Annotated in this window: 24 protein-coding genes; 13 read left to right on the top strand and 11 right to left on the bottom strand. The window is 72.5% G+C overall.

The genetic code is table 11. The features are described from left to right. Positions 1-96: 96 nt before the first annotated feature. Positions 97-1,542 (top strand): CCA tRNA nucleotidyltransferase, encoded by a 1,446-nt coding sequence (locus KDN32_RS21075; protein ID WP_307854263.1) that lies wholly within the window; start codon positions 97-99, stop codon positions 1,540-1,542. A 6-nt stretch (positions 1,543-1,548) separates the two neighbouring features. Here KDN32_RS21075 and KDN32_RS21080 read toward each other — a convergent pair whose 3' ends face one another. Beyond that, positions 1,549-2,178, bottom strand: coding sequence for an HAD family hydrolase (locus KDN32_RS21080; RefSeq protein WP_211734542.1), 630 nt, complete (start codon positions 2,176-2,178; stop codon positions 1,549-1,551). A 234-nt stretch (positions 2,179-2,412) separates the two neighbouring features. On the opposite strand from KDN32_RS21080, the gene KDN32_RS21085 reads away from it, so the two are divergent. Next, the gene (locus KDN32_RS21085) at positions 2,413-3,363 is read left to right on the top strand and encodes a hypothetical protein (protein ID WP_211734544.1); all 951 of its coding nucleotides are present in this window, start codon (positions 2,413-2,415) and stop codon (positions 3,361-3,363) included. A gap of 98 nt (positions 3,364-3,461) precedes the next feature. Here the strand turns inward: KDN32_RS21085 and KDN32_RS21090 are convergent, their stop codons facing one another. Both KDN32_RS21090 and KDN32_RS21095 read right to left on the bottom strand, forming a co-directional pair. Beyond that, positions 3,462-4,544 (bottom strand): inositol-3-phosphate synthase, encoded by a 1,083-nt coding sequence (locus tag KDN32_RS21090; RefSeq protein ID WP_211734546.1) that lies wholly within the window; start codon positions 4,542-4,544, stop codon positions 3,462-3,464. A gap of 13 nt (positions 4,545-4,557) precedes the next feature. Beyond that, complete coding sequence (locus KDN32_RS21095) at positions 4,558-5,184, bottom strand: PadR family transcriptional regulator (RefSeq protein WP_211734548.1); 627 nt, start codon at positions 5,182-5,184, stop codon at positions 4,558-4,560. 72 nt (positions 5,185-5,256) lie between these two features. Between KDN32_RS21095 and KDN32_RS23460 the strand changes: the two genes are divergently transcribed. Together KDN32_RS23460 and KDN32_RS21105 are read left to right on the top strand one after the other, a co-directional pair. Continuing rightward, positions 5,257-7,599: a transglycosylase domain-containing protein gene (locus tag KDN32_RS23460; protein WP_211734550.1), complete on the top strand. Its 2,343-nt coding sequence runs from the start codon at positions 5,257-5,259 to the stop codon at positions 7,597-7,599. Between the two features lie 6 nt (positions 7,600-7,605). Beyond that, positions 7,606-8,859, top strand: coding sequence for a glycosyltransferase family protein (locus KDN32_RS21105; RefSeq protein WP_211734552.1), 1,254 nt, complete (start codon positions 7,606-7,608; stop codon positions 8,857-8,859). Here KDN32_RS21105 and KDN32_RS21110 read toward each other — a convergent pair. The 5 genes from KDN32_RS21110 to KDN32_RS21130 all read right to left on the bottom strand — a co-directional run bounded on the left by KDN32_RS21110 (position 8,770) and on the right by KDN32_RS21130 (position 13,622). After that, positions 8,770-9,849: an alanine racemase gene (locus KDN32_RS21110; RefSeq protein ID WP_211734554.1), complete on the bottom strand. Its 1,080-nt coding sequence runs from the start codon at positions 9,847-9,849 to the stop codon at positions 8,770-8,772. The two genes, KDN32_RS21105 and KDN32_RS21110, sit on opposite strands and share 90 nt — an antisense overlap. Before the next feature lie 84 nt (positions 9,850-9,933). After that, on the bottom strand, positions 9,934-11,070 hold the full coding sequence (locus tag KDN32_RS21115) for a lipid II:glycine glycyltransferase FemX (protein WP_307854264.1): 1,137 nt from the start codon (positions 11,068-11,070) through the stop codon (positions 9,934-9,936). 138 nt (positions 11,071-11,208) lie between these two features. After that, a complete protein-coding gene (locus tag KDN32_RS21120) occupies positions 11,209-12,018 on the bottom strand; it encodes a deoxyribonuclease IV (RefSeq protein ID WP_211734556.1) in 810 nt (269 codons plus the stop codon). Further along, the gene (locus KDN32_RS21125; RefSeq protein ID WP_307854266.1) at positions 12,015-12,935 is read right to left on the bottom strand and encodes a serine/threonine-protein kinase; all 921 of its coding nucleotides are present in this window, start codon (positions 12,933-12,935) and stop codon (positions 12,015-12,017) included. The genes KDN32_RS21120 and KDN32_RS21125 overlap by 4 nt, the downstream gene beginning before the upstream one ends. Before the next feature lie 51 nt (positions 12,936-12,986). Beyond that, a complete protein-coding gene (locus tag KDN32_RS21130) occupies positions 12,987-13,622 on the bottom strand; it encodes a hypothetical protein (protein ID WP_211734558.1) in 636 nt (211 codons plus the stop codon). Positions 13,623-13,769: 147 nt separating this feature from the next. On the opposite strand from KDN32_RS21130, the gene KDN32_RS21135 reads away from it, so the two are divergent. From KDN32_RS21135 to rplI, 5 genes are all read left to right on the top strand, one after another. Further along, positions 13,770-14,378, top strand: coding sequence for a DUF5336 domain-containing protein (locus KDN32_RS21135; RefSeq protein WP_211734560.1), 609 nt, complete (start codon positions 13,770-13,772; stop codon positions 14,376-14,378). A 176-nt stretch (positions 14,379-14,554) separates the two neighbouring features. Further along, positions 14,555-14,845, top strand: coding sequence for a 30S ribosomal protein S6 (gene rpsF / locus KDN32_RS21140; protein ID WP_211734562.1), 291 nt, complete (start codon positions 14,555-14,557; stop codon positions 14,843-14,845). A gap of 112 nt (positions 14,846-14,957) precedes the next feature. Then, positions 14,958-15,587: a single-stranded DNA-binding protein gene (locus KDN32_RS21145; protein ID WP_211734564.1), complete on the top strand. Its 630-nt coding sequence runs from the start codon at positions 14,958-14,960 to the stop codon at positions 15,585-15,587. 86 nt (positions 15,588-15,673) lie between these two features. Then, positions 15,674-15,910: a 30S ribosomal protein S18 gene (rpsR, locus tag KDN32_RS21150; RefSeq protein ID WP_056603689.1), complete on the top strand. Its 237-nt coding sequence runs from the start codon at positions 15,674-15,676 to the stop codon at positions 15,908-15,910. Positions 15,911-15,924: 14 nt separating this feature from the next. Further along, on the top strand, positions 15,925-16,371 hold the full coding sequence (gene rplI, locus KDN32_RS21155) for a 50S ribosomal protein L9 (RefSeq protein WP_211734565.1): 447 nt from the start codon (positions 15,925-15,927) through the stop codon (positions 16,369-16,371). A 183-nt stretch (positions 16,372-16,554) separates the two neighbouring features. Here rplI and KDN32_RS21160 read toward each other — a convergent pair whose 3' ends face one another. Genes KDN32_RS21160 through KDN32_RS21170 form a run of 3 tightly spaced genes read right to left on the bottom strand, consistent with a single transcriptional unit; the run spans position 16,555 to position 19,601 of the window. Continuing rightward, a complete protein-coding gene (locus tag KDN32_RS21160; protein ID WP_211734567.1) occupies positions 16,555-16,980 on the bottom strand; it encodes a DUF8738 domain-containing protein in 426 nt (141 codons plus the stop codon). A 44-nt stretch (positions 16,981-17,024) separates the two neighbouring features. Next, positions 17,025-18,215 (bottom strand): hypothetical protein, encoded by a 1,191-nt coding sequence (locus KDN32_RS21165; RefSeq protein WP_211734569.1) that lies wholly within the window; start codon positions 18,213-18,215, stop codon positions 17,025-17,027. Positions 18,216-18,269: 54 nt separating this feature from the next. Continuing rightward, complete coding sequence (locus KDN32_RS21170; RefSeq protein WP_307854269.1) at positions 18,270-19,601, bottom strand: MATE family efflux transporter; 1,332 nt, start codon at positions 19,599-19,601, stop codon at positions 18,270-18,272. Positions 19,602-20,152: 551 nt separating this feature from the next. Between KDN32_RS21170 and dnaB the strand changes: the two genes are divergently transcribed. The 4 genes from dnaB (at position 20,153) to KDN32_RS21190 (ending at position 24,092) form a co-directional block, all read left to right on the top strand. Next, positions 20,153-21,550, top strand: a complete 1,398-nt coding sequence (dnaB, locus tag KDN32_RS21175) for a replicative DNA helicase (protein WP_372446604.1) — start codon at positions 20,153-20,155, stop codon at positions 21,548-21,550. 82 nt (positions 21,551-21,632) lie between these two features. Continuing rightward, positions 21,633-22,508 carry an HDOD domain-containing protein gene (locus KDN32_RS21180; RefSeq protein WP_211734575.1) on the top strand — a complete coding sequence of 292 codons (876 nt, stop codon included), beginning with the start codon at positions 21,633-21,635 and terminating at the stop codon, positions 22,506-22,508. A gap of 184 nt (positions 22,509-22,692) precedes the next feature. After that, complete coding sequence (gene fgd / locus KDN32_RS21185) at positions 22,693-23,712, top strand: glucose-6-phosphate dehydrogenase (coenzyme-F420) (protein WP_211734577.1); 1,020 nt, start codon at positions 22,693-22,695, stop codon at positions 23,710-23,712. 65 nt (positions 23,713-23,777) lie between these two features. Beyond that, entirely contained in the window at positions 23,778-24,092 is a 315-nt protein-coding gene (locus KDN32_RS21190; RefSeq protein ID WP_211734579.1) for a hypothetical protein, read from the top strand. Positions 24,093-24,137 lie beyond the last annotated feature (45 nt).

Consider the following 24,137-nt stretch of genomic DNA (forward strand, 5'->3'; position numbering starts at 1 on the left):
TCTAGAGGACCGGTGGGGACCCTCCCCGGCTGACGCGCGCCCCCCACGTGCGCTCGGATGAGGGCGCCCGGCGATCTCCCCCTAGACTCAGGCGCCGTGTCCGACGTCGCCCCGCCCCCGCTCACGATCGTGGAGATCCAGCACCGCGTCGGCGCGGAGCTGGACCGGATCGGGTCGGTGATCGACGAGCTCGGCGCCCGCTTCGCCGCGGCGGGCGAGGAGCTCGCGCTGGTCGGCGGGCCGGTGCGCGACGCGATGCTCGGGCGGCTGCAGAACGACCTCGACCTCACCACCTCGGCGCACCCGGACGTCACCGAGCGGCTGGTGTCGGGCTGGGCCGACGCGGTGTGGGACATGGGCCGCGCGTTCGGCACGATCGGCTGCCGCAAGGGTCCGTGGCAGGTCGAGATCACGACCTACCGCTCGGAGAGCTACGACCCGTCCTCGCGCAAGCCCGACGTCGACTTCGGCGACAGCCTCGAGGGCGACCTCGGCCGGCGCGACTTCAGCGTGAACTCGATGGCCGTACGGGTGCCGGGCCGCGAGTTCGTCGACCCGTTCGGCGGCGTGGTGGACCTGGCCGAGCGGGTGCTCCGCACGCCGGGTGCCCCGGAGGACTCGTTCTCCGACGACCCGCTGCGGATGATGCGGGCGGCCCGCTTCGCCGCCCAGCTCGGCTTCGACGTCGCGCCCGAGGTGGTCGCGGCGATGACCGAGATGGCCGGGCGGATCGAGATCATCTCCGCCGAGCGGGTGCGCGACGAGCTGGTCAAGCTGGTCTGCGCGCCGCACCCCCGCCGCGGGCTGAGCCTGCTCGTCGAGACCGGGCTGGCCGAGCACGTGCTGCCCGAGCTGCCGGCGCTGGCGCTCGAGCGCGACGAGCACCACCGGCACAAGGACGTCTACGAGCACACGCTGACCGTGCTCGAGCAGTCGATCGACCTCGAGCACCGCCTGGGCGGCGGTCCGGACTTCGTCAGCCGCTTCGCCGCGCTGATGCACGACGTCGGCAAGCCCCGGACGCGGCGTTTCGAGACCGGCGGCGTGGTGACCTTCCACCACCACGACGTCGTCGGCGCCAAGCTGACCCGCAAGCGGATGCAGAAGCTGCGCTTCTCCAACCACGACATCGACGCGGTCTCGAAGCTGGTGGAGCTGCACCTGCGCTTCCACGGCTACGGCTCGGGCGAGTGGACCGACAGCGCGGTGCGCCGCTACGTCCGCGACGCCGGCGACCAGCTCGAGCGGCTGCACATCCTCACCCGCGCCGACTGCACCACCCGCAACCAGCGCAAGGCCGACCGGCTGCGGCGGACGTACGACTCGCTCGAGGAGCGAATCGCGCGGCTGTCGGAGGAGGAGGAGCTCGCGGCCGTGCGGCCCGACCTCGACGGCAACCAGATCATGGAGCTGCTCGGGATCGGCCCGGGTCGCGAGGTCGGCGAGGCCTACAAGTTCCTGCTCGACCTGCGCCTCGACGAGGGCCCGCGGACGCCCGAGCAGGCCGAGGCGGCGCTGCGGGAGTGGTGGGCGGCTCGCTGAGCCAGCTCAGGCGCTGCGCGCGCCGACCTGCTCGTCGAGCCAGGCCGGGAACCGGGTGAGGTCGTCGAGGACGACGTCGGTGCCGGCGTCGACCAGCTCGGCACGGGTGCAGCCGCCGGTCAGCACCGACACGCTCAGCACGCCGGCGGCGCGGGCGCCCTCGACGTCGTGGACGTGGTCGCCGACGTAGGCCAGGGCACGCTCCCGGCGCAGCACGTCGGCCTTGCCGACGCCCCAGACCCAGCCCTCGAGGTGGTCGGCCTCGAGGCCGAGGTGGTCGAGGTGGAGCCGGGCGTTGGGGGTGTACTTCCCGGTGACGACGAGCACCCGCCCGCCGTGCGCACGCACCGCCTCGAACGCCTCGTGGGCGCCGGCCAGCGCCGGCACCGTGGTGATCGCGTGGTCGGGGTAGAGCTCGCGGAACCGGTCGCCGGCCGGGCCGACCTGCTCGGCCGGCAGGTGGGGCGCGAGCAGGTGGTCGAGCGGCGGGCCGAGCCGCGCCGTCATCTCCTCGACCGGGAAGTCGACCCCGAGCTCGGCGCCGAGCGCCAGCAGCACCTGCCGGAACCCGGCTGCGGTGTCGATGAGCGTGAGGTCGAGGTCGAAGCCGACCACGAGGGGCGTGCGTGCGGTCACGCGGGGAGCGTACGTGCGTCACCCTCGGCCGGCTCGACGCCCCCTGGACGGAGAACTGCGGCCGTACGACCACTCCGGAGGGCTCCGGGTCGTCGTACGGCCGCAGTTCTCGAGGTGGCAGCCCGGCCCACGGCGTGAGCCCCGTTCCTTCCACAGGCTGCGCACCGCGGCGGTCCTCCACAGGGCGGGAGCGGCCCGGGTGCGCCGATCGAGCCAGCACGGAACGGTGCCTGGGTGGAGCAGACGGGGGAGCAGGGCGACGCGGTGGTTGCGGTCGGCTGTCGGCGTGGGCGGGAGTGGGTGCGGGTCAGCCGGGGCCTCCATCGTCGCGCTGACGCGGCCGACCCCCGGGGCGCGGACCTGCTCGCGTGGCAGGCACTCCTGCCGGACGGGGCCGCCTTCGCGGCCCTGACCGCCGCCGAGCGGCGCGGGTGGGACCTGCCTCCCCTGCCCGAGCGACTGCCGGTGTGCGTGGCGATGCCCTACGGCGCGACGGCGCCGGTCCGCCCGGGAGCCTTGCGGGTCACGCGTCACCGCCTGGTGCCCCCGCACGACGTCCGGGACGGAGTGCGACTGACCACTGCGGCTGAGACGTTGCTGACCTGCGCGCCGCTGCTCAGCCTGCTCGATCTCGTGGTGCTCGTGGACAGCGCGCTGCGCGCGAAGGACATCGAGCTCCTCGAGCTGCACCTCGCGTGTCGCCACCACCGCCGGGGCGTAGGACGGTTGCGGGACGCGGTGGCGCTGGCCGATCCCGAGGCCGAATCGGTCATGGAGACCCTGCTGAGGGTGCTGCACGTGGTGTGCGGCATCGCCGTGGAGACCCAGCACACGGTGCGCGACGAGCAGGGCTGGTTGGTCGCGCGCGGCGACCTGTGGCTCGTCGGCACCCGAACCCTGGTCGACTTCGACGGCGCGGTCCACGCCGACCGGCGCCAGCAGCGCAAGGACCGCCGGCGTGACCGGAGGGTCAGCGGTGCGGACTGGGTGCTCAATGCCTACACCGACGAGGACGTGCTCCGTCGACCGGTGAGCATCCTGCGCGAGGCAGATGCCGTCATCGGTCGTCCTCACGAGCCGCAGCGGATCCGCGCGTGGACCGCGCTCCTACGCGAGTCAGGGTGGACCGCCGCCGGCCGCGAGGCCCTCGCCCGGCGCCACGGGGCGAGACCTCAGGCCGGGTGATGCACGAAGAACTGCGGCCGTACGACCACTCCGGAGGGCTCCGGGTCGTCGTACGGCCGCAGTTCTGGGGCGGACGCCGCGCGGGCGTCAGCCGGGGGTCACTCGCCCTTGATGAACTTCTCGAGCTCGGCGCGACCGATGTCGTCGGGCATCTGCACCGGCGGGGACTTCATCAGGTAGGTCGAGGCCGGGATGATCGGGCCGCCGATGCCGCGGTCCTTGGCGATCTTGGCGGCGCGGACGGCGTCGATGATGATGCCGGCGGAGTTCGGGGAGTCCCAGACCTCGAGCTTGTACTCCAGGTTGAGCGGGACGTCGCCGAACGCGCGACCCTCGAGGCGGACGTAGGCCCACTTGCGGTCGTCGAGCCACGCGACGTAGTCGGACGGGCCGATGTGGACGTTCTTGCTGTCGATCTTGTCGGCCAGCTCGCCGGTGAGGTTGGACGTCACGGCCTGGGTCTTGGAGACCTTCTTCGACTCCAGGCGCTCGCGCTCGAGCATGTTCTTGAAGTCCATGTTGCCGCCGACGTTGAGCTGGTACGTGCGGTCCAGCGCGACGCCGCGGTCCTCGAACAGCTTGGCCATCACGCGGTGGGTGATGGTCGCGCCGACCTGGCTCTTGATGTCGTCGCCGACGATCGGGACGCCCGCGTCCTCGAACTTCTTGGCCCACTCGGGGTCGGAGGCGATGAAGACCGGCAGCGCGTTGACGAAGCCGACGCCGGCGTCGATCGCGCACTGGGCGTAGAACTTGTCGGCCTCCTCGGAGCCCACCGGGAGGTAGGAGACGAGCACGTCGACCTCGGCGTCCTTGAGCGCCTGGACGACGTCGACCGGCTCGGCCGCGGACTCCTCGATGGTGGCCTTGTAGTACTTGCCGAGGCCGTCGAGGGTCGGGCCGCGCTTGACCTCGACGCCGAGCGTCGGGACGTCGGCGATCTTGATGGTGTTGTTCTCGGAGGCGTTGATCGCCTCGGAGAGGTCCTTGCCGACCTTCTTGTCGTCGACGTCGAAGGCGACGACGAACTGGACGTCCTTGACGTGGTAGTCACCGAAGACGACGTGCATGAGCCCGGGGACGGTGGCCGACGGGTCCGCGTCCTTGTAGTACTCCACGCCCTGGACGAGGGAGGTGGCGCAGTTGCCGACTCCGACGATCCCTACTCGTACCGAACCCATGGGGCTCTCCTTCTCATTGCTGGGTCTGTGCTTGCTGGTTGGCTGGACTGCTGGCTGGTGTGCCGGACTGCTGGGTGCTGGCCGGCGGTGCGGTCGGGGGGTCGTCACCGCGCTCGGCGCGGATCAGGTCCGACAGCCACCGCACCTCGCGCTCGACCGACTCCACGCCGTGACGCTGGAGCTCGCCGGCGTACCGGTCGACCTCGGCCTGGGTGCGTTCGAGCTCGGCCTGGACCCGTGCCAGGCGCTCCTGGAGCCGTGAGCGACGTCCCTCGAGGACGCGCAGCCGGATCTCCATGTCGGTGGAGGAGAAGAACGTGAAGCGGATGTCGAAGTTGTCGTCCTCCCACGCGGTGGGGCCGACCTCCGACATCAACCGGTGGAACTCCTCGTGTCCCGCGTCGGTGACCTCGTAGACGATCCGCGGGCGGCGGCTCGCCGTGGTGGTCGTCGTCGCGGCCTCGGTGATGAGGTTGGCGCGCAGCATCTTCTTGAGCGCCGGGTAGAGCGAGCCGTAGGACAGCACGCGGCCCCATCCGAGCATCAGGTTGAGGCGCTTGCGCAGCTCGTAGCCGTGCATGGGTCCCTCGTGCAGCAGTCCGAGGACTGCCAGCTCGATGGTGTCACCACGACGTGCCATGCGATCTATCGTACCGATATATCCGTGAACGACGAATCAGGGATCTCCGAGCGCCACCCGTACCCTTTCTGGGTGACTGCGAAGAAGAGGAGGGCCACCGGTCCGGCACAGACCCGTCGACCGAAGCCCCGTCGGACTCCTCGCCAGCGCCTCGCCAAGGTGGCCAAGGTGCTCGCGATCCTCGGCGTCGTCGGCGCCCTCGTGGTGGCCGGCGTCGTCGTCGTGCTCTACCAGGCGATCTCGATCCCGACCCCGAACTCCGCGTTCCAGGCCCAGACCACGTTCGTCTACTACAAGGACGGCAAGCAGCAGCTCGGCACCTACTACGAGGACCAGAACCGCGAGTCGATCCCGCTCGCGGAGATGCCCGACACGATCCAGGACGCCGTCGTCGCCGCCGAGAACCAGACGTTCTGGTCCGACAAGGGCATCGACCCCAAGGGCATCGTGCGCGCGCTGTTCTCCAACGCACGCGGCAACGCCCGCCAGGGCGCGTCGACGATCACCCAGCAGTACGTGAAGATCCTCTACCTGACCAGCGAGCAGAGCTACAAGCGCAAGATCAAGGAAGCGGTCGTCTCGCTCAAGATCCAGCAGCAGCTCAGCAAGAAGGAAGTCCTCGAGGGCTACCTCAACACCATCTACTTCGGGCGCGGCGCCTACGGCATCCAGGCCGCCTCCAAGGCCTACTTCGGCCACCCTGCGGCCGACCTCAACCTGCGCGAGTCCGCGGTGCTGGCGACGGTGCTCAACAATCCCACGCAGTACGACCCGGCCAACGGCAAGGAGGCCAAGGAGGACCTCAAGGGTCGCTACGAGTACGTCCTGGACTCGATGGCGAAGATGGGCACCATCACCACCGACCAGCGCGACAAGGCGCTCAAGCGGCTGCCCAAGTTCCCCAAGATCGCCGCCCAGAGCCAGTTCGGCGGCCAGAAGGGCCACATGCTGGCTCTGGTGAAGAAGGAGCTGCTCGCACGCGGCATCGCCTCCGAGGAGGAGATCGACGGCGGCGGCCTGCGGATCACCACCACGTTCGACCCGCAGGTGATGAGCGAGATCGAGCAGTCGGTCAACGAGCAGCGCCCCGACGCCGGCATGCCCGGCCCGGCCGGCAACGCCGACCTCCACATCGGCGCCGCGACCGTCGACACGCAGACCGGCGCGCTGCTCGGCTTCTACGGCGGCCAGGACTACCTCGACTCCCAGATCAACTGGGCCGTCGCCGGCGGCATGGCCGGCTCGACGATGAAGGCCGCCACGGACGTCGCGGCGATCCGCGACGGCTTCTCGCTCAACGACACCTTCGACGGCAACAGCCCGATCGACATCGCCGGCACCGAGTTCGAGAACCAGGGCGACGAGTCCTACGGCTCGGCGGTCTCGATGATCACGGCGACCGAGAACTCGATCAACACCGCCTTCGTCGACATGGTCGACTCGATGGACGACGGGCCGCAGAAGGTCATCCAGGCAGCCGAGGACATGGGCATCCCGGGCAACGACGGCGAGTCGTGGGGCATCCCGCGCGCCTCCAGCGACCTGCAGGACAACGTCGGTGTCACCCTCGGCACCGCCCAGGTGAGCCCGATCAACATGGCCAATGCCTACGCCACCCTCGCCAACGGCGGCAGCCGCAACGAGATCCACGTGGTCCAGAAGGTCGTCAACAAGGCCGGCGAGACGATCTACGAGGCCCAGCCGCGCAGCAAGCGCACGGTCGACGAGGACATCACCTCCGACGTGACGTACGCCCTCCAGCAGGTCGTGCAGTCCGGCTCGGGCTCCGAGGCACTCGCCCTCGGCCGCCCGGCCGCCGGCAAGACCGGCACCGCGACCAACGACGACGGCGGCGTCTCCTCCTCGTGGTTCGTCGGGTTCACCCCGCAGGTCTCCACCGCGGTGATGTACGTCCGCGGCAAGGGCCGCGAGTCGCTCGACGAGCTGCGCCCCGACGGCGCCGACCTGTGGCTCCCCACCAGCTCCGACGGCCGCTCGGGCTACTTCGGCGGCAACTACCCCGCCAAGACCTGGACCTCGATCATGGGCAAGGTCATGGAGGGCATGGAGGTCGAGGACTTCCCCGAGCCGGTCTACGTCGACGGTGACGCGCCCGAGGACGGTCACGAGTACGTCCCGCCGCCCCCGCCGCCGCCGAAGCCCTCGCCGACGAAGTCGCCGACCGGTGGCGTGACGATCACGCCCACCCCGACGCCCACGCCGACCGAGACGCCGACGGAGACCCCGACGGAGACCCCGACGACCCCGGTCCCGACCACGCCGGTCCCGACCACGCCGGTCCCGACCACGCCGGTCCCGACGACCCCGGTCCCGACCACCCCTGCGACGCCGACCGAGACCCCGACGACCACGCCGCGGCAGCAGTCGCGGGCGGGTGCCGACGTCCGGCCCTGACCTCCCGTGGACGAGATCGTGGCGGAGTCGCCCACCCGCACCGATCCCACCGCGACCCACCTCTCGGCGGTCGTCGGCGGACCGGTCGGCGACCACGCCGCGGCCCACCCGTGGTGGGGGCCGGCGCGCGTCCTGCTGGGCGTCACCGGCGTGGTCCTCGCCGCCGGGATGGTCAGCAAGTCGGCCTGCGTCGCGTCCGCGTGGGGCAAGGACCAGCAGCCCTACGCCCAGCTCTGCTGGACCGCGCTCGCCGACCGACCGGTCACCTCGGCGGCCCCGCCGGGCGTGACCCAGTGGCTGGAGCGCCTGGCCGGCGGGGTGCCGGGGACGGGCCCGGTCGCCACGGTGGTCGGCCTCGCGCTGCTGCTCGCCCCGCTCCTGCTGCTCGCGACCGCGCTGCTCGTGCGGGTCGACCCGCGTCGGCCGTGGGCCGCGGCGGGGTGGGCGATGGCCCCCGTGCTCGCCGTCCAGTGGCTGTCGTGGGAGTCGCTCGCCGCGGTCGGCGTCGCGGTGCTGCTCTGGGGCTGGACGACCGGGCGGCCGTGGCTGGCCGGCGTCGGCGCCGGGATCGGCGCAGCGGTCACGCTGCCGGTCGCGGTCGCGCTGGCCGGCGTGCTCGCCGTCGGCGGTCGCGAGGGCCGGGCCGGGGTGCGGGACCGGGTCGACGCCGTCCTCGCTGCGGCGGCCGCGTACGTCGTGGTCACGCTGCCGGGACGCGCCGGCCTCGAGCGCGCCGACATCGGGTCCCTCTGGCTGGTCCTCCAGCAGGCGGGGCACACCCCGTCGCGCACCGTCCGCGCGGTCGTGGCGGTCCTCGTCCTGGCCGTCGCCGCCCTCGCCGTGGCGCGGCTGGCGGTGCGGAGCGACGGCGGTCCGCGCACCGCGGCCGGAGCCGGGCTGGTGCTGCTGGTCGCCGGGATCCTCGTCTCCGGCTCGGCGCCGCCCGAGGTGGCCGTCGTGGTGCTGCCGCTCGCGGCCGTCGCCGTGCGCCGCTGGCGCGACCTGCTCGTGTGGCAGGCGTGCGAGCTGGTGAGCTGGGTGGTGACCGGCTGGTACGTCGGCGGGGCGATCGAGCCGACCGTCACCGACGACGTACGCGCCTACTGGCTGGCGGTGCTGGTGCGCACCGCCGGCCTGCTGTGGCTGGTGGTCGCGGTCCTGACGGAGGAGTCAGTCGACGACGACGTGGTCGACGTCGGTGGCGGTGAACCGCACCCGGACGTCGACCTGCTCGCCGACGCGGGGCGTACGCGCCCCTGAGGGCAGGAACAGCATCGACGCCTGCATGTGCGGCGGCTCCGCGAACAGCCGCTGCTTGCCGTCGATCGAGAACGGCGAGCGGACGAAGCCGGCGGCGTCCATGCCGCCGCGGGCCAGGGTGGCGGCGCGGGCCCGCAGCGACTGGTCGCCGGTGGGGGCCTCGAGGCCGATGCCGTGGGCGGTGCCGCCGCTGACCACGACGATGTGCCCGCTCTTGGGGGCGCTGCGTCCGCGGTAGCCGAAGACGTCGCCGCGCTCGACCGGGTGGACGTCGAGCACCGTGGCGGTGACCCGCAGCGCGCCGCGGTCGCCGAGCCAGAGGTCGGTGCCGATGCGCGGGCGGATCGTGAAGTCGGGGTAGCGGGAGGCGAGCTGGCCCATCTCGGCGTGGGTGAGGTGGGAGACGTAGATCGTGCGGGTCGGGAGGCCCGAGGCGACCACGTCGTTGACCAGCCGGCTCACCTCGCCGAGGTGGGAGGTGGTGCCGAGCGGCAGGTGGAGGGCGACCCCGCGCAGGCCGCTGCGTGCGCTGCCGAGCGCGTGCGCCGCGGCCTCGAGCTCGCGCCGGGTCATGCCGTGGCGGCGCATCGAGGTGAGCTGCTCGAGGACGAAGCGGGCGGACGGGTGCCGCTCGCGCAGGGCGTCGAGGTCCTCGGGCCGGCTCACCGTGTGCACGACGCGGGCAGCCGCCTGCTCGTCGAGGGCGAGGGCCGCTCCGAACGGGCGCCACGGCGTCATGACCAGCACGTCGCCGTGGTAGCGGGACGTCACCTCGCCGAGCTCGTCGTAGGTGCCGATGGCGAGCAGGTCGAGCGGCGCACCGGTCTCGGCGGCGTGGTCGGCGAGCCACTGCGCGCGGCGCGCGAGGCGCCCGAGCGTCAGGCCGTAGCCGTTGCCCTTGGCGACCGGGACGATGCCGGGGCTGCGGGTCGCGGTGGCGAGCAGGTGGGCGCGCCAGCGCTCCCCGTCGACAGTCAGGGTCAGACTCATGCGCGTACTCGCTTCGCTCCGTGCGCGCACGAGGCACGAGGGGAACTGTGCTCGATGGTTCGCTCGCTCCGCTCGCTCACGTCCTCACCCCCGCCGGGCCAGGTAGACCTGGAAGGCCTTGTAGATTGCCCGGTTGAGCGGCAGGTCCCACTCGCCGGCGTGCTCGACGGCCTGGCCGCCGGTGCCGACCTTGAACTGGATCAGCCCGACGTGCGGGTCGTCGGCGTCGAGGGTCTCGGTGATGCCGCGCAGGTCGTAGACAGCGGCGCCGGCCTCGAGCGCGTGCCGGATCATCGCCCACTGCACGGCGTTGGACCCCCGGACCTCGCGCTTCTCGGTCGAGGAGGCGCCGTAGGAGTACCAGGCGTGGGTGCCGACCCGGATCGCGATGGTGGCCGCGACCAGGTCGCCCTCGTGGTGGGCCAGCCAGAGCTGGATCCGGTCGGGGTCCTCGGCCCCCAGCGCGTCGACCATGGTCCGGAAGTAGGAGAGCGGACGCGGGGTGAAGTGGTCGCGCTCGGCGGTGTGGGCGTAGAGGGCGTGGAACGCCTCCAGGTCGCCGGCGTCGCCGCGGCGCACCTCGACGCCGGACTTGTCGGCCTTCTTGATGTTGCGCCGCCAGAGCTGGTTCATCCCGGCCAGCACGTCGGCCTCGGTGCGGGGCGAGCCGTCCTCGGCGACCAGCGGGACCTGGAAGTTGAACTGCGGCTGCCCGGCGGCGAAGCCGCCCTCGGTGCCCTGCTGCTGCCAGCCCAGCTCGTGCAGCTGGGCGACCACGCGGGCGCCCTCCTGGCAGCGCTCCAGCGGCGGGACGTCGCCGAGGCGTCGTACGGCCGGGTCGGCGATCCCGGCCTTGACCTGCTCGGCCGACCAGCGTCGGGTCACGACCGGCGGTCCCATCCGGACCGCGAACGCGCCGCTGGACTTCAGGTGCGACACCAGCGGCGTCAGCCAGGCGGCGAGGTCGTCGCCGGCCCAGTCGATGACCGGGCCCTCCGGCAGGTAGGCGAGGTAGCGCTTGACCTTGGGCAGCTGGCGGTAGAGCACCAGCCCCACCCCGACCAGGGTGTCGCCCTCGTGCCAGCCGACCGACTCCGAGCGCCAGTCGGCCTTCACCGACGCCCACGCGGGCGTCTGGAGGAAGCTGGCGGACGACTGGCCGGCGATGAAGTCGCGGTGCTCCTGCGCGGAGATCGGGCGGAGCGTCAGGCGGGTCGTCACCCCGGAGAGGCTACAAGGGACCAGACACGACCCCCGTACGTGTCTGGTCCCTTCACCCGTACAGACGCAGCACCACGCGGTTTGGTTGCACCGATGTCAGAACTTTCCTGACAGATTTTTCAGGTGCTGGGCGTCTGGTCAGAGGTGCTCGCGCAGCCAGGCGAAGTCGGCGAGGTGCTCCGCGGCGCCGCCGGGCGTCTCGCAGATGACGGGCGCGCCGGCCTCGCGCACCACCGCGGCGAACTCGTCGGCCGGCAGGTGGCCCTGGCCGAAGTTGGCGTGCCGGTCGGCGCCGGAGTCGAAGTCGTCACGTGAGTCGTTGGCGTGGACGAGGTCGATGCGTCCGGTGATGGCGCGGATCCGCTCGACCGCGTCGCCGAGCTCGATGCCGCCGGCCCACGCGTGGCAGGTGTCGAGGCAGAAGCCGACCATGTCGGCGCCCTCGGCCGACGAGATCGCGTCCCAGACCCCCGCGATCCGGTCGAGGTGGCGGGCCATCGCGTTGTCGCCGCCCGCGGTGTTCTCGATGAGCAGCGGGATCTTGAGGTCGGTGGCCTCGATCGCCTTGCGCCAGTTGTCGAAGCCGACGGACGGGTCGTCGGACTTGTTGACGTGGCCGCCGTGGACGACGAGGCCCTTGGCGCCGATCTCGGCCGCGGCGTCCATGTGCTGCTGCAGCAGCTTGCGGCTCGGGATCCGGATCCGGTTGTTGGTGGTGGCGACGTTGACGATGTAGGGCGCGTGGACGTAGAGGTCGACGCCCGCCTGGTCGGCGGCCGCGCGCAGCGCCGCGGCGCCGCCCTCGAACCGGACCTCGGGCCCCTTGTAGCCCTGCGGGTCGCCGAGGAAGAACTGCACGAGCGAGGTCTCGCGGGCGACTGCCTCGGAGACCGGGTCGGTCTGCTCGACGTGGGCGCCGACGGCGAGGGCGGGCGAGGGGGTGCTCATGCCCACCACCCTAGGAGCACGCACAGACAGCCCGCGATCACGGTGAGCAGGGTCGCGACCACCGCCCAGCCGACCACGTCGACCCGACCGGCGGCCTCGCCCGGCCGACGGCCGAGGCGGTCCGGGACGCCGGGGCACTCCGGCGGGGGGACCGGCAGCCGGCGCAGCAGCCGCAGGGCGGCGTCGGCCGACACCAGCCGCTGCTCGGGGTCGGCCACCAGCAGCCGCTCCAGCAGCGGGCGCAGCGGGTGGGAGGGGATCGCGCCCTGCTGCAGCGGCGGCAGCCCGGTGATGAGCTCCAGCGCCACCCGCCCCACGGCGTAGAGGTCCTGGGTGGGGTCGGGCGCCGCCCCCCGCGCCTGCTCGGGCGCCATGTAGCCGTCGGTGCCGATCGCGCCGGGGACGGTGGTGAACCGACGGTCGGCGACCGGGGCGGCCACCCCGAAGTCGCCCAGGCGCAGGTGCGGGGCACCGCCGGGAGTCGCCTCGAGCAGCAGGTTGGCTGGCTTGACGTCGCGGTGGACCAGCCCGGCGGCGTGCACGGCGCCGAGCCCCAGCAGCAGCTGCTCGAGGATTGCCGCGACCGTGCCGGCGTCGAGCGGGCCGTGCTCGCGCAGCAGGTCAGCCACCGATCCGCCGCGGACCAGCTCCATGGCCAGCACCACCAGGTCGTCCTCCGCCGCCCAGCCGTGCGGCGCCACGACGTGCGGGTGTCGCACCCGCACCGCCTGCTCGCGCACGAAGCGGGCGAGGAGCGCGGACCCGGGCCGGCCCAGCACCTTCACCGCCACCTCGTCGCCGGTGCGCTCGTCACGGGCACGCCACACCGACCCCATGGCCCCGGCGCCGACCTGGTCGACGAGGGCGTACCGCCCGGCCACCACCGTGCCGGTCCGCGAGCGTGGGAGCGTGGACACCCCTCGACGGTAGGGCCGGACGGCGGCCCGTGGGGCGTCCTCCACAGGCCGTCAGGCGCAGGTGATGGTCGGCCGGTAGAGCTTGATGTCCTCGTGGTCGCCCGCGGCGCCGAAGACGAACTGGAAGGTGACCGCACCGCTGGCGGTGGCCGGGACGGAGAACGTCTTGGTGCCACGGTCGGTGTAGCCGGCCGACGGCTCCGGCTGGGTGCTGTACTGCCCGACCCGGGTGCTGCCGACCATCACGTTGAGCACGAGGGGGGTCGAGGTCGAGGTGTAGGTGACGATCCCGACGCTGATCGTGTAGGCGCACCCGGACACGAGCGCCGGCTGCCCGGTCTGCGAGAGCGTCAGCACGCGGTTCGCGGTCGTCGGCTCCGCGGTCGCGGCGAAGTGCGGCCCCTTGCCGACCATCACGTCGTTGCCGGACGTCACCGACGGCTGGAAGCCGACCGGGTTGGTGTTGCTCCAGCTGCCCGGCGACGAGGTCGCGGCGTAGGACCAGCCGTTGCCGGCGGTCGCGGCGTTGGCGCCGGCGACGGTGCCGAAGGAGAGGTCCGGACAGGCCGACGTCGTGCACGGGCTGGCGGCGAAGGCGGGGGCAGCGGTCCCGGCGACCACGGCGGGGGTGACCCACGCGGCCCCCCGCACCACCGTCCGCCTGCTCGGCCCCGAGGTCTCGCTCACGTCTGGAGTCTACGAGCGGTGGCAACGCCCGGCCCGGCGGCGCAGCGGTCCAGACAGTGGTGCCAGCCCCCTTGCCGCGGTCCACCGGGTGCGCCACCCTCACGCGTGCACGGCCCGGACGCGGGCCACCCAGAGGGGGAGACACCCATGTCCGACACCACGCCCGGCGCCGAGCCCACGCCCGAGCAGCCCAGGTCCGAGCAGCCCGCCGATCCCGCGACGCCACAGGCAGGTGGCCCGTCCCCGGCGTCCGGACCGGCTTCCGGCTGGTCCAGCGCCGAGGCGTCGCGCCAGGCCAACGAGGCGGTGGCGACCCTGAAGAAGGGCAACCCGCTCGACCTCGCCACGATCGGCGCCGGCCTGGTGGTGTTCCTGGGCTCGTTCCTGCCCTACTACACGGTCTCCGTCGACGCCTTCGGTGCGAGCAGCAGCGCGTCCGCCACCGCCTGGCACGGCTTCTTCGGCTGGTTCGGTGCGCTGCTCGCGCTGGCCGGTGCGGTGGTCCTGGTGCTCCACCTCCTCTCGCGTCCGCTCCCGGTGCCGGTGCGGCTGACCGTGCTGGGCCTCTTCGCGGTGGCCGCGCTCTGCACGCTTCTCGCGCTCTTCGTGCTCCCGGGAGGCTCGTGCGACGACACCCTGTTCGGCGGGTCCGTGTGCGACCTGATCGACCAGGGCCACGGCATCGGCTACTGGCTGGCGCTGCTCGGCTCGCTCGCCGGGACCGCGCTCGCCGCGCTGCGCCGCACCGCCCCCTGAGCCTGCGGCGGGCGCGCACGACGATTCCGGCGCGCCGCCCGCGCGCTGGTAGCCTCTCCCGGTTGCCTCCGGGCGACCACCCGCGGGCCCGACCCCATGTCGGACGCCGCGAACGCACAGCCCTCCTGCCACGGAAAGCCCGTGGCCGCTCTAGCCCAGAGGAGGTGGAGACCGCTATGCGTGCCTATGAAGTGATGGTCATCCTCGACCCGAGTCTCGACGAGCGCACCATCGAGCCGTCGCTCGACAAGTACCTCAACGTGATCCGCAAGGACGGCGGCTCGGTCGAGTCCGTCGACGTGTGGGGTCGTCGCCGGATGGCGTACGAGATCAAGAAGAACGCCGAGGGCATCTACGCCGTCGTCAACCTGACGGCCGAGCCCGCGACGGTCAAGGAGTTCGACCGCCAGCTCGGTCTGAACGAGTCGATCCTGCGCACGAAGGTCATGCGTCCCGACGCCCACTGATCGCCTCGCGGCATCTGTGGAAAGACCCTTCCCGCTGTCGGTGAGTGCCTGTTGGATGGGCGGATCACCGGGAGCACCCCGGATCACCAGGGACATCTAGAGGAGACCTGACATGGCAGGCGAGACCACGATCACCGTTGTCGGCAACCTGGTCGACGACCCGGAGCTGCGGTTCACCCCCTCGGGGGCCCCCGTGGCGAACTTCCGGATCGCCTCGACCCCGCGCACCTTCGACCGCCAGAGCAACGAGTGGAAGGACGGCGACACGCTGTTCCTCTCCTGCGCTGTCTGGCGCCAGGCCGCGGAGAACGTCGCCGAGTCCCTCCAGCGGGGCATGCGCGTGATCGTCCAGGGTCGCCTGAAGTCGCGTCAGTACGAGACCCGCGAGGGCGAGAAGCGCACCGTGTTCGAGATCGACGTCGAGGAGGTCGGCCCGTCGCTGCGTTCTGCCTCGGCCAAGGTCACCAAGACGCAGCGGTCCGGCGGCGGTGGCGGCTACTCGGGCGGCGGTGGCGGTGGCGGCTACTCCGGTGGCGGCCAGCAGCAGTCGGCCCCGGCCGACGACCCGTGGGCCAGCCCGGCCCCCTCGCAGGGTGGCCAGGGCGGCGGCGGCTGGGGCGGTCAGTCCCAGGGCGGCCAGTCCCAGGGTGGCCAGTCCTACGGCGGCGGCCAGTCGGCGCCGGCCAACGACCCGTGGGCCACGCCCGGGGTCAGCGGCGGCAACGACGAGCCCCCCTTCTGATCCCTGATCCGGGATCACCAGAAATACACACTCCATTCCGTCCCTGATTGCCTTCAGGGCCGGGCTCACTGAAAGGGAGCACCACAATGGCCAAGGCAATTCTGCGCAAGCCCAAGAAGAAGGTTTGCCAGTTCTGCAAGGAGAAGGCGACCGGTGTCGACTACAAGGACACCACGCTGCTCCGCAAGTTCATCTCCGACCGCGGCAAGATCCGCGCCCGCCGCGTGACCGGCAACTGCGTCCAGCACCAGCGCGACGTGGCCATCGCCGTCAAGAACGCGCGCGAGCTCGCCCTGCTGCCCTACACGTCCACCGGTCGCTGAGAGGAGCACGGACGATGAAGCTCATCCTGACCCAGGAAGTCGACGGGCTCGGCGCCCCCGGTGACGTGGTCGAGGTCAAGGACGGCTACGGCCGCAACTACCTCGTTCCCCGTGGCCTCGGCATCAAGTGGAGCCGCGGCGGCGAGAAGACCGTCGAGTCGATCAAGACCGCGCGCTCGGCCCGTGCCGCTCGCGACGAGGGCCACGCCCAGGAGATCAAGACCACGCTCGAGGCCAACCCGGTCAACGTGAAGGTCCGCGCCGGCGCCGGTGGCCGCCTGTTCGGTGCCGTCACCACCGCGGAGATCGCCGACGCGATCGCCGAGGTCTCGGGCGAGAAGGTCGACCGCCGCACCATCGTGGTCGCCAACCCGATCAAGTCGCTCGGCGCCCACGAGGTGTCGGTCAAGCTGCACGACGAGGTCACGGCCACGGTCGCCCTCAACGTCGTCCCGGCCTGATCGCGCTGATCACGCACTGACGCACCACACGACGGCCCGTCACCCCACCGGGGTGGCGGGCCGTTCGTCGTCCCCACCCTCCTCGACAGTCCGCTGCGATCGGCCGGTCGGCAGGCGTGCGGAACCGGTCGAACGCAGCGGACTACCCCGAGGGGGTGTGGACAGCGCGGGGGACACCCCTCGCTACTCGGTCGGGTCCTCGCACAGGACCGGCCGCTGACCGCCGCCGGAGTGGTACTCGTGGTCGGCGCCGTCGGCGCGCAGGGTGATCCGGGTCCCCTCGACGAGGGCCTGGGTGTACATCGTGCCGGGCTCGGCGCAGCCCCGGCTGCCGTCGCGCCAGGTGACCTGCTCGACGGCGACCACCTCGACCTCGGCGGCGTCGAGGCCGAGTCGCGCGGCGAGGTCGGCGACGGCCTGGCCGGTCGCGTCGCCCTCGCCGGGGCCGCCCTCGTCGGCGCCGCTCTCCCCGGGGCCGCTTTCGCTGGGGCTGGAGGAGCCGGTCGGGTCCACGGCTTCCTCCGGTGTCGGGTCGGGGGACCCGCCGCACCCGCCCAGCAGGGCGGCGCAGGTCGCGAGGGCGAGGACGTGACGTACCGAGATCGTCATGGCGGTACGACGCGGAGGCGCCGCTCGGCGTTCCGCGTCGGCCCTCACCCGGCCGTGCGCTGGTGGCCGGAGGGGAAGCGGTTCGGTCGCGCCACGACGGCATCCACCACGACCGGCCGTCGCGAGAGCGACTCGATGACGATCCGGCCGGTGCGCATGCCGGAGTAGCGGTCGATCACCACGTGCTGGACCAGCGGCGCGCGCGGGCCGGCGAGGTCGACGACGTGCCAGTCGCGTCGACCGACCCGCACCCGGACCTTGCCCAGGCGCTGCCCCGAGGCCGCGATCAGCCGCAGCTCGCCGACCGCGGTCCGGGGCAGCACCAGCCGGGCGCCCCGGCGGGTCGCCCGTAGCGCGTCGCCGTCGACGTACCCGTCGCCGCGGACCTTCGTCCAGCCGCGGGTGCGACGCAGGTCGGTCGGGACGAAGAACTCGACGGGGTCGGACCACTCGCTCACGTGGCCGCCGCTGTCGACGGTGCGGGCGGTGAACACGTGGCGACCCGGCCGTGGGTCCTCGAGGGCCCACCTCCCACCGGTGCAGGCGACCGGCCGCTCGCCGTCGAGGCACTCGAAGGTGCTGCCCCGCTCGTTGCTGTCGAGGCGGAGCGGCACGCTCGGGGTGGTGATGACCGGTTGGGTGGGCGTGATCTCGTCGTAGGCGCTGCGGGTGACGAAGACGAACGGGGCCTTGGTGTCCTGGCCCCAGGTCAGTGAGGCGGGTGTCGGGTCCTCGTCCGGGGTGTCCGCCACGGCCGGCGGGAGCAGCGGGTTGACGTCAGGGTTGCGCGGCCGGTCGCCGAGGTCGACGGCCCGGACGCGGAAGCCGTACGAGCCCGCCGGGGCGTCGGCCTGGGCGGGCACCGTGACCGGGCTGGTGCAGGCCTCCCAGGCCGGGGTCGGCGCCGCGGGCGTCGCGAAGGCGCACTCGAAGCCGAAGGGTCCCGGGTCGCCGTCGGAGACCGCGGCGGTGAAGGCGAACGTCATCGTCGCGGTCGCGACCATCCCGGCAGCGTTCGGGGTGCTCGACGGCGTGAGCAGGGTGTCGGGCGGCGTCGAGTCGTCGCACCCGTTGCCGGTCGGGATGCCGGCCACGGTCTGCGGCGACTCGTCGAGGCAGCCCGGCTCAGCGGCGGCAGGCGCCGCGCCGGTGCCGATCACGGTGGCGACAAGGGTGGACGCGGCCAGGGCGAGCACCAGGGTGCTGGCCGAGCGGCGTGCCCGGGTCGTGGTCATCGAGAGCCCTCCTCCGGTGCGCCGAGCGGGGTGCCGGCGCTCCCTCCGACAGGCTCAACGCGCCAGCGTCGCCCCGGTTACGAGCCAGGCGTCGCCGCGCGCCCGCCACGACAGCAGTGCCCCGCGCGCACCCATGAACACGACGGTCATCGCGACCCAGACCATCACCAGGCCGTGCGGGAGGGTCGCTGCGAGAAGTGCGGCCGGTGCGTAGGCGCCCAGCACGACCAGCCCGGCCCAGGCCAGGAAGGTGCCGTCGCCGGCGCCGATGAGCACGCCGTCGAGCACGAACACCAGGCCGGCGAGCGGCTGCCCCACCGCGGCGACCAGCAGGACCGGGACCAGTGCGGCTCGGACCTCGGGGTCGCTGGTGAAGAGCGCCCCCACGAACGGCGAGGCGGCCGCGAGCGCGAGCCCCGCGACCAGGCCGCTGCCCCAGCCCCACTGCACCATCCGGCGGGTGAGCCGCCGGGTGGTGGCGGTGTCGCCCTCCCCGAGCGCGCGTCCCGTGAGGGCCTGGGCGGCGATCGCGATGGCGTCGAGGGCGAAGGCGAGGAAGGACCACAGCGTGATCGCGACCTGGTGGGTGGCGACGTTGACGTCGACGTCGTGCCCTCCCGCGCGGGTGACGGCGTAGGTCCCGACGAGCAGGCAGGCGCGCAGCGCGAGGGTGCGGACGACCAGCGCGACCGCGGCGTGGGCCGCGGCCAGGATGCCGGCGCGGTCGGGGGACAGCGGGGCGTCGTGCTCCCGCGCGGCCCGGACCACGACGGTGACCAGCCAGGCCGCGGACAGCACCTGGGCGACGACCGAGCCGATCGCGGACCCGGCGATGCCGAGGTCGAGGCCGTAGACCAGCACGAGGTTGAGCACGATGTTGAGCCCGTTGCCGGCGACGGCGACCACGAGCGGGGTGCGGGTGTCCTGCAGTCCCCGCAGCACCCCCGTGGTGGCGAGCATGACCAGCAACGGGGTGGTGCCGAGGAAGGCGATGGCGAGGTAGGTCTCGGCGTGGCCGGCGACCTCGTCCCCGGTGCCGAAGGCGCCCACGAGCGCCGGGGTCAGCGTGATGCCGAGGACGGTCGCGACCGTGCCGATCAGCACCGCGAGCCAGACGCCGTCGACGCCCTGGGCGAGCGCGGCCCGCAGGTCGCCGGCACCGAGGTGGCGCGCGACGCTGGCGGTCGTGCCGTAGGCGAGGAACACGCACAGGCCGACGACGGTCTGCAGCACGACCGCCGCCACGCCGAGCCCGGCCAGCTCGGGTGTGCCGAGGTGGCCCACGATCGCCGCGTCGGAGAGCAGGAAGAGCGGTTCGGCGACCAGGGCGAGGAAGGCGGGCACCGCCAGGCGCAGGATCTCGCGGTCGACGGCCTTCACGTCCACCACCCTAGGAAGCGGCGGCGACAGCCGCGCGGGAGGCCACTACCGAACGGCACCCGGCCGCGTACATAGTCCTTTCGGACCACCTGTTGATGGCGGTGTGGATGAATGCCGGGTGGCCGCGGTCACGACCTCGTGTCGACAAAGCAACAGGCGTCTCCCAGATGTCGGACGGGTGAACGACGACATCGTGCAGAAACTTTGCGTCCACAGTCCGGCGACGGCGTTTGCGCAGGTCAGAGCCCCGTCGAGGGAGATGTGCCGGGTCTTGTCCACAGGTCTGTCCACGCTGTGTACGCAGCGGGCGGCGTGTCGTCCACGGTCGTACCCAGCTTGTCCACACGCCCTGTGGATAACTCGGGCTCGCCGGCTTCACGGAACCCCTCGCCAGCGCGTACGGTCTCGCGCGGGCCACGTGGCGGACCGGCAACCTGACCAGGGTCGGTGACCCGGACGGGAGCCGGCCGCGACACGCGGGTCCGGTGTCCGGCGCCGGTGTCGGAGGTCTGGCCTAGCGTCGGACCAGCGGAGCAGGGAAGGGAGCAGCGGTGAGCATCGCCTTCGAGGGGGACACCGACGAGGCGTGGGGCGACGGCCCCGCGGCCTACGAGCCGGGCGAGTCCCCGCGCTCCCCGGGCGACCGCACCCCACCGCAGGACAACGCCGCCGAGCAGAGCGTGCTCGGGTCGATGCTGCTGTCCAAGGACGCCATCGCCGACGTCGTCGACGTGATCAAGGCCGTCGACTACTACCGCCCCGCGCACGAGGTGATCCACGACGCGATCATCGACCTCTACGGCCGCGGCGAGCCGGCCGACCCGATCACGGTGGCCGCCGAGCTGCAGAAGAAGGGCGAGCTGCAGCGCATCGGCGGCGCCCCCTACCTCCACACCCTCTCGGCCAACGTGCCGATCGCGGCCAACGCCGGCTACTACGCCGAGATCGTGCGCGACAAGGCGATCCTGCGCCGCCTGGTCGAGGCCGGCACCCGCATCGCCCAGCTCGGCTACGCCGGTGAGGGCCAGATCGACGACGTCGTCGACTCCGCGCAGGCCGAGGTCTACAAGGTCACCGACCGCCGCGCCGCGGTCGACTACGCCCCGCTGAGCGACATCATGAGCGGCGTCCTCGACGAGATCGAGGCGATCGGCAACCGGGAGGCCGGGCTCTACGGCGTGCCGACCGGATTCGCCGACCTCGACGACCTCACCAACGGCCTGCACTCAGGCCAGATGATCATCGTCGCGGCGCGACCCGCCATGGGCAAGTCGACCCTCGCCCTCGACTTCTGCCGCGCGGCGTCGATCCACAACAACCTCACCAGCGTCTTCTTCAGCCTCGAGATGACGCGCTCGGAGATCATGATGCGCCTGCTCTCCGCCGAGGCGAAGGTGCCGCTCAACCACATCCGCAACGGCACCATGCGCGACGACGACTGGGAGAAGCTCGCCCGCAAGATGGGCCAGGTCTCCGGGGCGCCGATGTTCATCGACGACAGCCCCAACATGACCATGATGGAGATCCGGGCCAAGGCGCGCCGGCTCAAGCAGCGCCACGACCTCAAGCTCATCGTCATCGACTACATGCAGCTGATGAGCTCGGGCAAGAAGGTCGAGTCCCGCCAGCTCGAGGTCTCGGAGTTCTCCCGCAACATCAAGCTCCTCGCCAAGGAGCTCGAGTGCCCGATCATCGCGCTGTCCCAGCTCAACCGTGGCCCCGAGCAGCGTGGCGACAAGCGCCCGATGATGAGCGACCTGCGTGAGTCGGGGTCGCTGGAGCAGGACGCCGACATGGTGATCCTGCTGCACCGCGACGACGTCTACGAGAAGGAGTCGACCCGCCCCGGCGAGGCCGACCTGCTGGTCGTCAAGCACCGCAACGGCCCCACCCGCGACCTCACCGTCGCCTTCCAGGGCCACTACTCGCGCTTCGTCGACATGGCGGCCGGCTGAGCGGAGGTCCTCGGGCGGTCCGACCCCCGACCGACGCGCCCGGGTCCCTCAGGTCGGGCCCCCGTCGGCCGATCGCACGTACGTGCCCCTGTCCCCGCTGGTCGACCGTGCTGACCTGATGGCCGCGGCCGAGTCCGTCGAGCCGCTGCCCCAGACCGTCGCCCGGCTCGCCACGCTGGTCGCCGACCCGGAGTGCGACGTCCGCGAGATCGCCGACACCGTCTCCCTCGACGTGGCACTGACCGCCGACCTGCTGCGCCGGGCCAACTCGGCCGCGCTGGGCGGGCGGATCAAGGTGACGTCGGTCCGCTCGGCGGTCGTGCGGCTCGGGCCGAGCACGCTGCTGTCGCTGGCACTGGCCGCGCGCGTCGGCACAGGGATGGGGCAGGCGCTGCCGGCGTACGGCCTGCAGCCCGGCGCGCTGTGGCGGCGCTCGGTGGCGGCGTCCATCGCCGCGGAGGTGATCCGCTCCCGGGCCCGCACCCCGGTCCCGGCCGAGGTGGCCACCGCCGCCCTCCTCCACGACTTCGGCATGGTCGTGCTCGCCCAGCACTTCGGGAAGCAGATCCTCCAGATGCTGGAGCTGGCGTCGGAGACCGACGGCGTCGACCAGCTCGAGACCGAGCGCGTGGTGTTCGGCTGCACCCACGCCGACATCGGGAGCACCGTGGCCCAGGCCTGGGGGCTCCCGCGCACGATCGTCGCCGGCATCCGCGACCACCACGAGGCCCACGACGAGCTGTCCGTCGTGAGCGCGGCCGTCGGCCTGGCGTGCGCGATGTCGTACGAGATCACCTCGCCGGAGGAGGTCGCGGAGCCACGCGGGGCGCACGCGGCGCCGCACGGTGACATCGCGCCGCTCATGAGGATCCTGGGCCTCGACGAGGACGACCTGCACACCGTCGTCGCGATGTCGCGCGAGCGGTTCGAGGCGGTCGCCGACCGGTACGCCGGCTGAGCCCGGGTCGCGATGCGGGTGGCCCGCCTGCCCAGGTAGTCCAGTGGCGAACGGTCGTCGGGACGCCCGCTGTCCGACGTCTTGCCACTGGACTACCCGGGGCCGGGAGCGTCTCGCCACTGGACTACCCACGGGGACGGGGGAGTCCGAGGGCCGGCAGCCGCCGACACGACATGATCTCCCCATGACGCTCTCGATCGGCTACAAGGCCTCGGCCGAGCAGTTCGGACCCCGCGACCTCGTCGAGCTCGGCGTGCGGGCGGAGGAGGTGGGCCTCGACAGCGTGTGGGTGAGCGACCACCTCCAGCCGTGGCGGCACGAGGGTGGCCACGCCCCCAACGCGCTGGCCGCGCTCACCGCGATCGGCGAGCGGACCCAGCGGGTGGTGCTCGGCACGAGCGTGCTGACGCCGACCTTCCGCTACAACCCGGCCGTGCTGGCCCAGCAGTTCGCCACGCTCGCGCTGCTCAACCCGGGCCGGGTGGTGCTCGGGATCGGCAGCGGCGAGGCGCTCAACGAGATCTCGGTCGGGCTGCAGGAGTGGCCGGACTTCAAGGAGCGCTGGGCCCGGATGCGCGAGGCGGTGCGGCTGATGCGTGCACTCTGGGACGGCGAGCGGGTCACCTTCGACGGCGACTACTACCGCACCGTCGACGCCACGATCTACGACCGCCCCGAGGGCGGCGTGCCGATCTGGGTCGCCGCCGGCGGACCGCAGATGGCGAAGTACGCCGGGCGCGTCGGCGACGGCTTCATCTGCACCAGCGGCAAGGGGATGGACCTCTACACCGACCGGCTCCTGCCGGCCGTCGAGGAGGGCCGCGCGGCCGCGGACGGCAGCCGGAGCGACTTCTCGCGGATGATCGAGATCAAGCTGTCCTACGCGTCGACCGAGGAGGAGGCGCTGGAGAACTGCCGGTTCTGGGCGCCGCTGTCGCTGAGCGCCGAGGAGAAGCACCGGCTCGACGACCCCGTCGAGATGGCGGCGGCCGCCGACCGGCTGCCGATCGAGCAGGTCGCATCGCGCTGGATCGTCGCCACGACGCCCGAGCAGGTCCTCGACGCGATGCGGCCCTACGTCGAGGCCGGCTTCGACCACCTCGTCGTCCACGCCCCCGGGCACGACCAGGAGCGATTCCTCTCCTCCTTCGGCGCCGACGTGCTGCCGCTGCTGCGCGGGCTCGGCGCCGGTCCGCGCGGGTGAGGCGCCCGTCGCCGTGACCTCCTAGCGTGGCGGCGCGACCGCGAGCCCGAGCAGAGGAGGACCCGGTGGGACACCAGCCCCCGAAGGACGTGCAGGAGGCCGCGCAGCGCGCGGTCCGCTGGATCGAGGACGGCAAGGCCGGCAAGGGCTTCACCGACACCGGCCGGCGTCGCGCCTCGCAGCTGGCGGACGGGTCGGAGGTCAGCGACGACGTGGTGCGCAAGATGAAGGCGTACTTCTCCCGCCACGGCGTCGACAAGGACGCGGAGGGCTTCAGCCGTGGTGGCGACGGGTTCCCGTCGCCCGGCCGCGTCGCGTGGGACGCCTGGGGAGGCGACCCGGGCGAGCGCTGGGTCGGCACCATCGACCTCGACGACTGACCCGCCGACGTCTGACCCGCCCCGGAAGATCCGCGACCGCGTGCG

The sequence above is a fragment of the Nocardioides palaemonis genome (genome assembly GCF_018275325.1).
In the GTDB taxonomy this organism is placed as follows: Bacteria; Actinomycetota; Actinomycetes; order Propionibacteriales; family Nocardioidaceae; genus Nocardioides; species Nocardioides palaemonis.